At 36.9% G+C, this 14,087-nt stretch carries 14 protein-coding genes; 11 read left to right on the forward strand and 3 right to left on the reverse strand.

The genetic code is table 11. The features are described 5' to 3' along the window. Complete coding sequence (oatA, locus tag LMOATCC19117_RS06540; RefSeq protein WP_003734520.1) at nt 1-1,887, reverse strand: peptidoglycan O-acetyltransferase OatA; 1,887 nt, start codon at nt 1,885-1,887, stop codon at nt 1-3. Between the two features lie 212 nt (nt 1,888-2,099). Here oatA and LMOATCC19117_RS06545 point away from each other — a divergent pair, with 212 nt between their 5' ends. The 9 genes from LMOATCC19117_RS06545 to LMOATCC19117_RS06585 all read left to right on the forward strand — a co-directional run bounded on the left by LMOATCC19117_RS06545 (nt 2,100) and on the right by LMOATCC19117_RS06585 (nt 12,073). Beyond that, a complete protein-coding gene (locus tag LMOATCC19117_RS06545) occupies nt 2,100-2,798 on the forward strand; it encodes a glycerophosphodiester phosphodiesterase (protein WP_003726657.1) in 699 nt (232 codons plus the stop codon). A 232-nt stretch (nt 2,799-3,030) separates the two neighbouring features. Continuing rightward, nucleotides 3,031-4,707, forward strand: a complete 1,677-nt coding sequence (locus LMOATCC19117_RS06550; protein ID WP_003723738.1) for a glycerol-3-phosphate dehydrogenase/oxidase — start codon at nt 3,031-3,033, stop codon at nt 4,705-4,707. Nucleotides 4,708-4,833: 126 nt separating this feature from the next. Continuing rightward, nucleotides 4,834-5,751, forward strand: a complete 918-nt coding sequence (miaA, locus tag LMOATCC19117_RS06555) for a tRNA (adenosine(37)-N6)-dimethylallyltransferase MiaA (RefSeq protein ID WP_003726658.1) — start codon at nt 4,834-4,836, stop codon at nt 5,749-5,751. Nucleotides 5,752-5,872: 121 nt separating this feature from the next. Next, complete coding sequence (hfq, locus tag LMOATCC19117_RS06560; RefSeq protein WP_003719566.1) at nt 5,873-6,106, forward strand: RNA chaperone Hfq; 234 nt, start codon at nt 5,873-5,875, stop codon at nt 6,104-6,106. Nucleotides 6,107-6,216: 110 nt separating this feature from the next. Further along, the gene (gene hflX, locus LMOATCC19117_RS06565; RefSeq protein WP_012681271.1) at nt 6,217-7,440 is read left to right on the forward strand and encodes a GTPase HflX; all 1,224 of its coding nucleotides are present in this window, start codon (nt 6,217-6,219) and stop codon (nt 7,438-7,440) included. Beyond that, a complete protein-coding gene (locus LMOATCC19117_RS06570) occupies nt 7,433-8,659 on the forward strand; it encodes an aminotransferase class I/II-fold pyridoxal phosphate-dependent enzyme (RefSeq protein WP_003727505.1) in 1,227 nt (408 codons plus the stop codon). The genes hflX and LMOATCC19117_RS06570 overlap by 8 nt, the downstream gene beginning before the upstream one ends. Before the next feature lie 201 nt (nt 8,660-8,860). Then, the gene (locus tag LMOATCC19117_RS06575; protein WP_003719570.1) at nt 8,861-9,229 is read left to right on the forward strand and encodes a MerR family transcriptional regulator; all 369 of its coding nucleotides are present in this window, start codon (nt 8,861-8,863) and stop codon (nt 9,227-9,229) included. Between the two features lie 70 nt (nt 9,230-9,299). Continuing rightward, nucleotides 9,300-10,634, forward strand: a complete 1,335-nt coding sequence (gene glnA, locus LMOATCC19117_RS06580; protein ID WP_003723435.1) for a type I glutamate--ammonia ligase — start codon at nt 9,300-9,302, stop codon at nt 10,632-10,634. Between the two features lie 143 nt (nt 10,635-10,777). Continuing rightward, a complete protein-coding gene (locus LMOATCC19117_RS06585) occupies nt 10,778-12,073 on the forward strand; it encodes an arsenic transporter (protein ID WP_003726564.1) in 1,296 nt (431 codons plus the stop codon). Nucleotides 12,074-12,106: 33 nt separating this feature from the next. Here the strand turns inward: LMOATCC19117_RS06585 and LMOATCC19117_RS06590 are convergent, their stop codons facing one another. Together LMOATCC19117_RS06590 and lexA are read right to left on the reverse strand one after the other, a co-directional pair. Beyond that, nucleotides 12,107-12,631 carry a GNAT family N-acetyltransferase gene (locus LMOATCC19117_RS06590; protein WP_003734519.1) on the reverse strand — a complete coding sequence of 175 codons (525 nt, stop codon included), beginning with the start codon at nt 12,629-12,631 and terminating at the stop codon, nt 12,107-12,109. Nucleotides 12,632-12,661: 30 nt separating this feature from the next. After that, nucleotides 12,662-13,276, reverse strand: a complete 615-nt coding sequence (gene lexA / locus LMOATCC19117_RS06595) for a transcriptional repressor LexA (RefSeq protein ID WP_003723438.1) — start codon at nt 13,274-13,276, stop codon at nt 12,662-12,664. Between the two features lie 156 nt (nt 13,277-13,432). Here lexA and yneA point away from each other — a divergent pair, with 156 nt between their 5' ends. Together yneA and LMOATCC19117_RS06605 are read left to right on the forward strand one after the other, a co-directional pair. Beyond that, on the forward strand, nt 13,433-13,762 hold the full coding sequence (gene yneA / locus LMOATCC19117_RS06600; RefSeq protein ID WP_003734518.1) for a cell division suppressor protein YneA: 330 nt from the start codon (nt 13,433-13,435) through the stop codon (nt 13,760-13,762). Between the two features lie 93 nt (nt 13,763-13,855). After that, complete coding sequence (locus LMOATCC19117_RS06605; RefSeq protein WP_003734517.1) at nt 13,856-14,083, forward strand: DUF896 domain-containing protein; 228 nt, start codon at nt 13,856-13,858, stop codon at nt 14,081-14,083. The last annotated feature ends 4 nt before the right edge of the window (nt 14,084-14,087 follow it).

Genomic DNA, 14,087 nt, shown 5'->3' on the forward strand with positions numbered 1-14,087 from the left:
TTATTTATTCATGACGCTAGTTAACATGGCGACATAAGCTTGAGCACCAGATTTAGTTAAATGAACACCATCTGGAGCAAAGTACTGAGATTGACCACTAGATCTTGAATACCAATCAACAACAGTTACATTAGGTCGTGATGAAGCATTGGCAATACTTTTATTTACATCAGACTGCCAACCACGAGGAACCCGCGTATTAACTAAATAAATCGTTGCTTTGTCAAATTGATCTAATAAATCATTTAATTGCTCTTCTGTGAAGGGACCATTTGTACCAAGTTCAAGAATAACGGAGCTATTTTCGCTGTTGAATTTCTTATAGCCAGTAGCGGTTGTAATAGCATCTCTTAATTGACGTCCAACTAGACCATCAATTGTGATATTAGGAACGGCTTCTTTCAAGTATGGTTCAATATCAAGCATGACTGAATCACCAATCGCCACTGTTTGTGTAATCATTGTTTTTGGCGTGGCGGCTGTTTTATTTTTGTTGTCTGGCACTTGTGTTTGGTTTTGTCCGTTAGCTTTATTTGCGTCCGTTTCTTTGGAGTCTTCTTTTTCTTTAGTAGCTTTATCTTCTTTGTCTTTTTTATCATCTTTCTTCTCGTCTGGTGTAGAGGTGGTTGTTTTAACAGACGTTTGTTGTTTTTCTGCATTGGTATTGACGGAAAGAACGTTTGACATACCAAGTGTAAATATTGCTAAAACAGCAACAACACCAGCGATACTCAACCATTTACCAACAGGTTTATTTTTCCAAATGAAATAGTTTTTATCTTTGAAGCCTTTAAAATAATTGATAAAACCATTTTTTCGAATGGGAGTTTCAATAAAGCGGAACGATAACTCAGCAATAATAAAAGTAGCGGCAACTTGTAGGATAGCTCGCCATATATTAGGTTGAGTAATTTCTAGTACAGGTGTTGTCAACGTTATAATTGGATAATGCCATAAGTAAATACCGTAAGACCTTGTTCCAATCCATCTAAGTGGTTTAAAACTGAAAATCTTGCTTAGATAAGAGGCGGGATGTGAGATAGTTGCAATCATGATAACGCCGAGAATTGCAACGAATAACAAGCCACCGCGATATAAGAAAGGTTGATATTCACTTACAAAAGCTGTGAATAGAATAAAACATAAAATACTGATTGTTCCTGCAATATTGAGAACTGACTTACTTTTCCTTGGAACTACAGGACTAAGGCGATTGAAAGGCCAGACAAATGCAAGTGCACAACCTGCTAGCAAATCAAATGCTCTCGTATCCGTACCGTAATAAACACGACTTGGATCTGTCCCAGGAACGTACAAAATCGTCATCCAAACTGCGGAGAGAAGGCCAAGGCCAATGACGATTTTTAATAATAGTTTTGGATTTTTTACCCATTTGAGAAATACCAGTAAAAAAGCGGGCCATATTAAATAAAATTGTTCTTCAATGGCTAGTGACCATAAGTTTTTAAGTGGTGATGGAAGTCCAAATGAATCAAAATAAGAAACATTGTGGAAAATAAACCACCAGTTACTTACATAAAAGAAAGAAGCAATTGCATCGCCGCGTAAGTTTTTTAAAATTTCTGGATGGAAGAAGACGGCATAGATGACAACGACTACAATCATTACATAAACAGCAGGAATGAGTCGCCGAAAACGTCTAATCCAAAATTGCTTTAATTGAAGTGATTGATTTTTTTCCCATTGTGTTAATAAAATATTTGTAATTAAGTAACCAGATAAGACGAAAAATATGTCTACGCCGATGAATCCACCTTTAGCCCAGCTAAAATTCAAGTGGTAGGCGATTACAGCAATAACTGCGAGTGCTCGAAGTCCATCAATACTCGGAACATATTTTCTACTGTAGCGAGTAGTCCTTTTCAAAATAACATCTCCTATTTGTGATAAGTAAATATGTGTGTGTAAACCTAGACAGAGATAGTAAAGAGATCTGTTTTTAGCTCCATACTATAATACCACACATAAATCAAGAAGTAATTTAAAATGCTGAATTAATTGATAGATTTTAAAAATTTGAGTATATTTGCTTATTTTTGTTATAGTAAATATAAGTAAATAGTTTGGGGGGAAGCATTTTGACGGAAATTTTTGCCCATCGAGGCAGTAGTGGGACGCATCCAGAAAATACACTACCAGCTATGAAAGCAGCGATTTTATCCGGTGCGGATGGTATCGAGTTAGACATTCATGTTTTGAAAAGTGGCGAATTAATCGTCATGCACGATGAACGCGTCGATAGGACTACAAATGGGTCTGGCTTTTTAAAAGATTACACACTTTCAGAAGTGAAAAAATTAGTGATTGGTAAACGGCTTTTCCGTAAAATCCGTGTGCCAACTTTGGAAGAAATTTTTAAGTTGGTGAGTGGCACAGATATGATACTAAACATTGAGTTGAAAACGGATGTCTTTGAATATGAAGGAATCGAACAAAAAGTTTTAGCATTAGCGGATAAATTTCCCGAAGTCAAACGAATGTATTCTTCCTTTAACCCAGATACTCTCATTCGGCTGAGAGATTTAGATCCTACTGCCAGACTAGCTTTAATTACACATGAAAACTTAGATGAAGTATTGCCATTACATGAAAAAATTCAGCTTGATGCAGTGCATCCACCAGTAAAAGCAATGAAAAACCCGATTTTAAAGCAAATCGCAGCACGCTATTGGACGGTGAATAAGGAGGAAACTATCACGCATTTTATAGATGCCAATGTTAAAGGAATGATGACTGATTTTCCTGAAAAGGCAGTGGCACTAAGAAATAATAAATAACCTCCATGAGCAAAACGCTTTCATTATAAATCGTTAAAAGATATAATCATAGTAAGTTAATAAATATTATTGTCTGAGATTCGGAGAGACTGCAAAAGGCGAGCGCAATCGTCTTACTTTGCAGTCTCTTTTTTTGTTTTTAAACTTAAAGCGTTTCAGTTAGATTGAAAAGTGGAAAAGTAACCAAGAAGGCATAATTCAGACGGTAAACAATTTGAAGGGGGCAAACAAAATGGTACAATTATTTTCAGCGTTTGACAGAGAAACAATCGAAAGAAATCTTCAAGAGGAAAAATTTGATTTAGTCATCGTCGGTGGCGGGATTACAGGGGCAGGAATCGCTTTAGATGCCACTTCACGAGGTATGAGTGTCGCACTTGTTGAAATGGGTGATTTCGCGAGCGGAACATCGAGCCGTTCAACAAAATTAGTCCACGGTGGATTAAGATATTTACAACAATTTGAAATTAAAGAAGTAGCAGATTTAGGAAAAGAACGTGCGATAGTCTACGAAAATGGACCACACGTAACGACTCCTGAATGGATGATGCTCCCATTCCATAAAGGCGGCAATATGGGTAAAACTACCGCTTCATTTGGTATTCGTTTATATGACTATTTAGCAGGGGTAAAGAAAAATGAACGACGTAAAATTTTAAGCGCAAAAGAAACATTAGCCAAAAATCCATTCGTGAAAAAAGACGGTTTAAAAGGTTCTGGTTACTACGTGGAATACCGCACGGATGATGCGCGTCTAACAATAGAAGTTATGAAAAAAGCAGTAGAACTCGGAGCGAATGCTATTAACTATACAAAAGCGGAGCATTTCTTATATGATGACAATAAACAAGTAGTTGGTGTAACCGTAACAGATCGTTTGTCGGGCAAAGCATACGATATTAAAGGACATCGTGTTATTAATGCTGCTGGTCCTTGGGTAGATAAAGTAAGAAAATTAGATTATGCAACAAACAACAAACATTTACGCTTAACAAAAGGAATTCATTTGGTTATTGATAAACAAAAATTCCCGATGGAACAAGCGGTATACTTTGATACACCTGATGGCCGGATGGTCTTTGCTATTCCGCGCGATAAAAAAGTGTATGTTGGAACGACGGATACAGTGTACGACGAAGCAGTAATTAATCCAAAAGCACTTGAATCTGATCATAATTATGTGATTAAGGCGATTAATTATATGTTCCCTGATGTGCATATTACCGAAAAAGATATTGAATCAAGTTGGGCTGGGGTTCGTCCACTTATCTATGAAGAAGGAAAAGATCCATCTGAAATTTCACGTAAAGATGAAGTTTGGTTTTCTGAAAGTGGCTTAATCACGATGGCAGGTGGTAAACTCACTGGTTACAGAAAAATGGCCGAAAAATTATTAGATGACGTTTCAAAAACATTAGCGAAAGAAACTGGTAAAAAGTACAAAACAGTTCAAACAAAACATTTACCAATTTCTGGTGGTGACATTGGTGGCTCAGAACAATTAGAAGCTTTCCTATCTAAAAAAGCGAAAGAAGGTAATAATCGTTTCGGCTGGACTTTAGAAGAAGGTCGTGAGATGGCTAAACGTTTCGGTAGTAATATCGATCAATTATTTACTTATGCACAGGAACATAAAGAACAAAACGAAACCACTTTACCAAACAGTTTGTATGCTGAACTACGCTACTCGATTCAACACGAAGCAGTGACAACGCCAATCGATTTCTTATTACGTCGCACTGGCTACTTGCTTTTCGATATGCCATACTTACTTGAATGGAAAGACGCTGTTGTGGATGAAATGGCTAAACAATTCCACTGGAGCGACGATGTAAAACAAACCTATATCGAGGAATTAAATATTCAAATTAATGATGCTAGAGAACCAGCTGATTGGCACGATAGATAATTAAAATTCGAAAAGAGCGTAAATCTTTCAAGGATTTGCGCTTTTTTTCTGGAAAAAATCATTTTCACTATTTTCAAGAAACCTTTTTCATGGTACATTGATTACAGGTGAAAAGGAGGTTTTTTTTTGAGCAAGATTCCTGTCATCGTCATCGTTGGCCCAACCGCTGTCGGAAAGACAAGTTTAAGTATTGAACTAGCGAAAAAATTGGACGGAGAAATCATCAGTGGTGACTCTATGCAAGTTTATCGTGGATTAGATATCGGTACAGCAAAAATCACACCAGAAGAAATGGATGGAATCAAACATTATCTTATTGATGTGACGAATCCTTCCGAACCATTCACTGCAGCGAAATTCCAAATAGAAACAAGAAAATGTATAGAAACAATACATCAAGCTGGTAGGCTACCAATTATTGTTGGTGGAACAGGACTTTATATTCAATCTGTTTTCTATGATTATGATTTTGGTAACGTAAGCGAAGATAAGGCTTATCGAGCGGAATTAGAACAACTAGACAAAACTGTATTGTGGCAAATGCTCGAACAAAAAGATCCAGAAAGCGCAGCACAGATACACGAAAACAATAAGCGCCGAGTGATTAGAGCATTAGAAGTGATGCATCTAACAGGAAAGCCTTTCTCAGAGTATCAAGTGAATAATGTACTTAATGATAGATACCAACCACTCTTTCTAGGACTTGATTTGGACAGAGCGTTACTTTACGAAAGAATTAATCAGCGAGTGAATTTAATGTTTGAAGAAGGTTTAGTGACAGAAGCAAAAAAATTATATGAGCAACATTTAGTGGATGTTCCAGCAGTTCGCGGCATCGGCTACAAAGAATTATTTCCTTATTTTGAAGGAAAGAGCTCACTAGAAGAAGCAAAAGAATTAATTCAAAAGAACTCAAGGCATTTCGCGAAAAGACAGTTAACCTGGTTTAGAAATAGAATGGATATTGACTGGATTCAGGCGGGTGTTAGCAGTACAGAATCAGAAGCATTAAATAAAGCAACAACCTTTTTAACAGCTAAATAACGCTTTTCTGTTTGGTAAGAAGAAATAAAGGGTATTTGAAATTAGCCAACCAATTGCACAATGGAACTTCATTGGGGTTTGGGAAATTTTTAGTATAAGATAGAGATTGGAGAGGGAAATTATGAAACAAGGTGGACAAGGGTTACAGGACTATTACTTAAATCAATTGCGTAAGGAAAAAATTCTTGCAACTGTATTTTTAACAAATGGTTTTCAGTTAAGAGGACGTGTTGTAAGTTTTGACAATTTTACCGTACTACTAGATGTCGAAGGAAAACAACAGCTTGTATTTAAACACGCAATTTCAACTTTCTCCCCGCAGAAGAATGTCGCTTTAAATCCTGATGCGGAATAAGTACTTTACTTGAAAGGCAGGGAACTCGCTTTTTTTGCGATGTTTCATGTCTTTTTTTTATGCAGAAAATATGCTACGATTAGTCTTGTCTGAAAAAGGGAGAAATGCATGTGGAAAGAGAAAAAATAATACTTGTAGGCGTGATTTTGCCAAATAAAACAGAAGAAGCTTTCTGGAATTCCATGAATGAACTACATAGCTTAGCTAAAACGGCAAATGGTGAAGTAGTAGATGAATTAATTCAAAAATTAGAACGAGTAAATCAAGCATCGTTCATTGGTTCTGGTAAACTGGAAGAGCTTGCTACTTTAGTGGAAATGCATGAGGCGGACGTTGTTATATTTAATAGTGAACTTAGTGCAACTCAAGTGCGCAATATTTCTAAGGCGGTTGATGCGCGAATAATTGACCGAACACAGTTAATCTTAGACATATTTGCCATGCGCGCAAAATCCAAAGAAGGAAAACTGCAAGTCGCATACGCGCAATATAAATATCTGTTACCAAGACTTAGCGGACAAGGTGTTTCCTTATCAAAACTTGGAGGAGGTATTGGTTCAAGAGGGCCTGGTGAATCCAAACTAGAAATGGACAAACGCCATATTCGCGAAAAAATGCATGATATCAAAGCGCAATTAACACATGTTGAACAACACCGCAAGCGAATCATTGAACGAAGAAATATACAATCCGTTTTTCGCTTTGGTTTAATTGGTTACACAAATGCAGGGAAATCAACTATTTTCAACCGTCTAACGAATGAAACAACATTACAAGAAGATAAATTATTTGCAACGCTTGACCCAACCACACGAAAAATTCGCTTTTCGGGTGGATTTCAAGCGCTTTTGACAGATACAGTTGGTTTTATTCAAGATTTGCCAACGACTTTAATTGCAGCTTTTCGCTCTACTTTAGAGGAAACTGCCAATGTAGATGTGTTAATTCATGTAGTTGATGCATCAAATCCAGACTATTTGCAACACGAAACAACGGTAATTTCTTTATTAGAGGAACTTGAAATGAACCATCTGCCGACACTAGTCATTTACAATAAAATGGATCATGCACCAGCCACGTTTGTACCCGATCAACCAGAAAATTTGCTTATATCAGCTTTAGATCAAGAGGCTCCAGATACGATTAAACAGCGAATGATCCAATTAATTGAAAAAAATTGGGCTTTCTTTACACTAGAACTTTCAGAAGAAAAAGGAAAAGAATTAGCGCAAATAAAGCAACAAGCGTGGGTAACGAAACTAGAATATATTGAAAGTAAACAGAGTTACCACATAGAGGGGTACAAACCGAGAAAGGAGCTAAATAATGAATAATATTCAAGCGATACGAAAAAAGGTGGAAACACAAATTGATGATTTGCAAAATAAAACAGACGAAATTGCTGAATTTAATCAAGCGAAAGTTTTAGATGCGTTTCAAGAGAATAAAGTGAGTGATTTTCATTTTCATCCTTCCACTGGGTATGGTTATGATGATGAAGGTAGAGATACATTAGAACGTGTGTATGCGACTGTATTTAAGACAGAGGCGGCCCTGGTTCGTCCACAAATAATTTCAGGAACCCATGCAATTTCAACCGTATTATTTGGCATCCTTCGCCCGGATGATGAATTACTTTATATTACTGGTCAACCCTATGATACGTTAGAAGAAATTGTAGGAATACGAAAGCAAGGACAGGGCTCTTTAAAAGATTTTCATATTGGTTATAGCTCTGTGCCGCTTCTGGAAAATGGTGATGTAGACTTTCCAAGAATAGCGAAAAAAATGACGCCAAAAACAAAGATGATTGGAATTCAGCGTTCACGAGGTTATGCGGATAGACCTTCTTTTACAATAGAAAAGATTAAAGAAATGATTGTATTTGTAAAAAATATCAATCCGGAAGTAATTGTTTTTGTAGATAACTGTTACGGAGAATTCGTGGAATATCAGGAGCCGCCAGAAGTTGGAGCAGATATTATCGCGGGTTCATTAATCAAAAATCCTGGTGGTGGCTTAGCGAAAACAGGCGGTTATATTGCAGGAAAAGAAGCATTAGTAGATTTATGTGGTTATCGCTTAACTACACCTGGAATTGGCAGAGAAGCAGGTGCATCACTCTATAGTTTATTAGAAATGTATCAAGGTTTCTTTTTAGCTCCTCATGTGACAGCTCAGGCAATTAAAGGAGCACGATTCACAGCCGCCATGCTTGCGGAGTTTGGTGTAGAAGCTGACCCAGTTTGGGATGCGCCAAGAACTGATTTAATTCAAAGCGTTTCCTTCCATAACAAAGAGAAGATGGTTGCATTTGCGCAAGCTATTCAAGCAGCCTCGCCGGTTAATGCGCATGTTTTGCCAATCGGTGCATATATGCCAGGTTATGAAGATGACGTGATAATGGCAGCTGGGACATTTATACAAGGCGCGAGTTTGGAACTAACAGCAGATGGACCTATTAGAGAACCTTATCAACTCTATGTTCAAGGCGGTTTGACCTATGAACACATCAAAATTGCAGTTACTCGAGCAATCCAAAAAATAGTATAAAAAAGTAACATTTATTTGCAAAAAAATATTTTTAATTTTTACCGCGATGGTTTTAATCGCGGTTTTTTTATGCGGAATACATTGGTATACAACGCTTTAACGATAATGTTAGAATATCTTACATAAATTTGACAAAACATCTGACGTACATTATAATGCTACTATCATCAAAAAATAATTATGTTTTGAGGGGGAATTGTCGTGAGTGAAAAGGAAATCCGGAGATCGATGCCGCTGTTTCCAATTGGGCCTGTGATGAAGCTAACTGATCTCACCGCTAGACAAATTCGCTACTATGAAGACCAAGGATTAATCCATCCGGCACGAAATCAAGGAAATCACCGTTTGTATTCACTTCAAGACATTGATGTTTTGCTAGAGATAAAAGATTATTTGAATGATGGTCTGAATATTGCGGGAATTAAGAAAATGTATCAAATGCAGCAAAAAGAATCTAAAGAACCTTTGACAGACGATGATGTGCGCAAAATACTTAGAAAAGAAATGCAACAAGCTGGTCGCTTTGTAAAGCAAGATGCGACAGGGAAACAACAATTACCAAGGTTTTAAAAAGACAAGAAGAGGTATTTACTTTATTTAGAAGTTAATATAATTAGATTATTTAGGAGGAATTTAGATTATGGCAAAATATACAAAAGAAGACATTTTCCGCTTCGCAGATGAACAAAATGTAAAATTTATTCGTTTACAGTTCACGGATATCCTCGGGATTATTAAGAATGTGGAAATTCCTGTTAGCCAACTAAAGAAAGCACTAGATAACAAAATCATGTTTGATGGTTCCTCCATTGAAGGCTTTGTACGAATTGAAGAGTCTGATATGTATTTATTCCCAGACTTAGACACTTGGGTTGTGTTCCCTTGGACAGCTGAAAAAGGAAAAGTTGCAAGAATGATTTGTGATATTTATAATCCTGACATGACTCCTTTTGCTGGAGACCCACGTGCTAACTTAAAACGTGTACTTAAAGAAATGGAAGAACTAGGTTTCACAGAGTTCAACTTAGGACCTGAGCCAGAATTTTTCCTATTCAAATTAGATGAAAATCGTCGTCCGACACTTGAACTAAATGATAGTGGTGGTTACTTCGATTTAGCACCAACCGACTTAGGTGAAAACTGTCGTCGCGATATTGTGCTTGAATTAGAAGAAATGGGCTTTGAAATCGAAGCGTCTCACCATGAAGTGGCACCAGGACAACACGAAATTGACTTTAAATATGAAGACGCCGTTACAGCGTGTGATAGCATCCAAACATTTAAATTAGTCGTAAAAACAATTGCTCGTAAACATGGTTTACACGCAACATTCATGCCGAAGCCGCTCTTTGGTGTAAATGGTTCTGGAATGCATTTCAATATGTCACTATTTAATGAAAAAGGAAATGCTTTCTTCGATGAAAGCGGAGAACTAGAATTGAGCCAAACAGCTTATCATTTCTTAGCAGGGATGTTAAAACATGCCCGTGGCTATACAGCTGTTACAAATCCAACCATTAACTCATTCAAACGATTGGTTCCAGGATATGAAGCACCATGTTACATTGCGTGGTCAGGTAAAAATCGTAGCCCGCTTGTTCGTGTTCCAAGTTCTCGTGGACTAAGCACTCGTCTTGAATTACGTAGCGTCGATCCATCTGCTAATCCATATTTAGCAATGGCGGTACTACTTAAAGCTGGTTTATCTGGAATTAAAGATGAATTAACTCCTCCGGCACCAGTTGATCGTAACATTTACGGCATGAACGAAGAAGAACGTGAAGCAACTGGCATTTATGATCTACCAGAAAGCTTGGGCCACGCCTTAATCGAACTTGAAAAAGACGATATTATCAAAGCTGGTTTAGGTGAGCACATTTTCGAACACTTTATTGAAGCAAAAACAATTGAGTGTGATATGTTCCGCACAGCAGTTCACCCTTGGGAACGCGAACAATATCTTGAAATTTATTAATAGTCAAAAGCACGTTTCCTATAGATGGAAACGTGCTTTTTTATTGGAAAATCGGTTTCAAATGTTTGATGTTTGGCAAATAGAGGCATATATTTAAAAATGTGCTAGTGAAAGGGAGGTTTTCATTAGAGAAAGGGGAAGAAATGCAGATTACTTTAGCTATTTTAGTATTTGCCTTCACATTATTTTTTGTGATTTGGCAACCAAGAAAATTATCAATCGGATGGTCAGCTTGCGGAGGTGCGCTAATTGCCATATTACTTGGCGTCGTCACTTTATCAGATGTCGCAACAGTTACTGGAATTGTTTGGAATGCGACGCTCGCTTTTATTGCTATTATAATTATTTCATTGATTTTAGATAAAATTGGCTTTTTTGAGTGGGCGGCTTTACATATGGCGCGATTAGCAAGAGGTAATGGGTTATTAATGTTTATTCTTATTTCTATTTTGGGAGCTTTCGTTGCTGCGTTGTTTGCTAATGACGGGGCGGCGCTAATTTTGACACCAATTGTTCTAGCGATGGTGCGAGCGCTGAATTTTGATGAGAAAAAGGTATTTCCATTTATTATTGCTAGCGGTTTTATAGCAGATACGACGTCCTTGCCGCTCGTAGTTAGTAATTTAGTCAATATAGTTTCGGCTGATTTTTTCGGTATTAGTTTTTCGCAGTATGCGCTTATTATGTGGATTCCAACGCTTTTCTCTTTAGTTGCGAGTATTTTAATCTTATATTTTTATTTTCGGAAAGCATTACCTAAAAAATATGATATGCGAGTGATTCGAGAGCCAGCTTCTGCAATTAAAGATAAAAAGATGTTTCGTGTTTCTTGGGGAATACTTATCATCCTTGTAGCAGGCTATTTTTTGAGTAGTTTTTTAGACATTCCAGTGTCATTTATTGCCTTGCTAGTTGCTGTTATCTTTTTGTTAGTCAGTGCAAAAAGTCATGCGGTCTCGACAAAAGCTATTTTAAAAGGAGCACCTTGGAATATTGTGTTTTTCTCGGTTGGTATGTATGTAGTTGTATATGGTTTGCAAAATGTCGGTATCACAAAATTATTATCAGAAGCAATTACATATGTTGCGCACTTTGGTTTATTTGCGGGAACAGTTGGAATGGGATTTATTGCTGCAATACTGTCTTCTGTCATGAATAATTTGCCAACAGTAATGATAAATGCACTTGCAATCGATCATACGTCATTTACAGGCGTGATGAAAGAAGCGTTAGTCTATGCAAATGTCATTGGTTCTGATTTAGGTCCGAAAATAACACCAATTGGCTCGCTAGCAACTTTACTTTGGCTACATGTTCTAGCGCAGAAAGGGATAAAGATAAGCTGGGGCTCTTATTTCAAAATTGGCATTGTGATTACTATTCCAGTTTTATTCATAACGCTCGTCGGACTATATTTTTCACTGCTTATTTGGAATTAAAACCCCCTGTACCAGAATGTACAGGGGGTTTTATTATGCCTTCTTATAAAGAACATGGGGCTTTAGTGGATCGCCATTTACTAAAGCGGGATGTTCAAAAGTAGCTATTTTTGTTAAATGGATTTTTTTCATGACATTTTCTGAAGGTTTATTGAGTGCGGCGGTAAAACTGTATATTTCGTTAATAGTGTTGATTTCTTCAGCAAGTGCTAACGCGCCAAGTGCGGCTTCGGTGGCATAGCCTTGGTTCCAAGCGCTATGTTTTAATCGCCAACCTATCTCCGTGCATGGAGTGAATGTAGCTTCAAAAGTAGCCTCATGAAATCCAGTAAAACCGATGAATTCGCCAGTCGATTTAACTTCAATAGCAAAGAGACCATATCCAAGTGACTTTAATTCTTCTTGAATCCTATCAAGAAATGCATTACTTTCGTTTTGAGTTAATCTGGCTGGGAAGTATTTCATTACTTGCTCATCTGCATTCATTTGACTAAAAGGAAGATAATCGTTTGTTAAATAATCTCTTGCAATAAGCCGTTCAGTTTCAAAATAAATCATGTTCTCAACCACCTGTTCAAACGAATAAAATTAGCGAATATCTCGATAAAGTCCGATTACTTTTCCTAGAATTGTTACGTTGTTTAAAAGGATAGGCTCCAAAGCATCGTTTTCGGGTTGTAATCTAAAATGATTAGCTTCTTTGTAGAATCGTTTACATGTAGCTTCATTTTCATCTGTCATCGCTACAACGATTTCGCCATTGATTGCAGAACTTTGTTGTCTAACGATTACTTTATCACCATCAAGGATTCCGGCATTAATCATACTTTCGCCGTCGATTTCTAACATGAAGACATTGGTTTCGCCAGCTGCCATGTATTCTGGTAGTGGGAAATATTCATCAATGTTCTCAATTGCAGTGATGGGCATTCCAGCAGTTACTTTCCCGATAATAGGAATATTTACAACATTGGGTGTCTCTGCTTCGTCTTCTAAAGATAATATTTCAATCGCACGAGGCTTTGTTGGGTCCCGTCTAATTAAGCCTTTACCTTCAAGGCGAGCAAGATGTCCATGAACAGTAGAGCTGGAAGCAAGGCCAACTGCTTCACCAATTTCGCGGACGGAAGGTGGATAACCTTTTTCTTTTACTTCTGATTTTATAAATTCATATATATCTTGTTGGCGTTTAGATATTTTCATGGTTTCACCTCATTGATTTAATGGTTATTTTATAATTCAAGTATAGCAAAAGAAAAACCAATATGCAAACAAAGGTTCGTTTTTTTATTGACATACACGAACGGCTGTTCTATAATATAGAAAAGCGAACATACATTCTTTTTGGAGGGATTATTAATGACTATGAAATTAATTTGGGATAAATTTTATGTTTCTATTATATTTGTACTTACTTGCATCGTACTAGGAATCATTTTAATGTGTACTGTAGTTGGCGGGGGAAACGACTATTCAGAAGTGAACGTAAGTGAAGGGGATTCTTTATGGGCATTAGCAGATCAATATGCAGGGAAAAGTGATATGGCAAAAGCAGATTTTGTTAGCTGGGTAGAAAAAGAAAATAATTTAGCTGACGGTCATGTGGAAGCAGGAGAATCAGTAGTTATTCCTGTACACAAAACAAAATTAATAAAGAGTGATAGTACGATTCAACTAGCAAACCAGTAAGGTCGATTTAGTGGCCGTTTATGATATAATATTAGAGAGTAGCGATTATGCTGCTTTCTTATTTTTATTCTATAGAAGAAAAGGAGAATAACGATGCTAGAAAAAGCTAAAATAGATCGTATTAATGAGCTTTCTAAAAAGAAAAAAGCCGGAACATTAACTGCTACAGAAAAAGTGGAGCAAGATAAATTAAGAAAAGAATACATCAAGTCTTTTCGTACGCATATGAAGGGGACAATAGAAAATACAACGATAATCGACCCAAATGGAACAGATGTAACGCCGCATAAAGTGAAACAACTTAGAAAAAATAAGCACTAATAAT

Origin of the sequence: Listeria monocytogenes ATCC 19117, assembly GCF_000307025.1 — a bacterium.
GTDB classification, from domain to species: Bacteria; Bacillota; Bacilli; order Lactobacillales; family Listeriaceae; genus Listeria; species Listeria monocytogenes_B.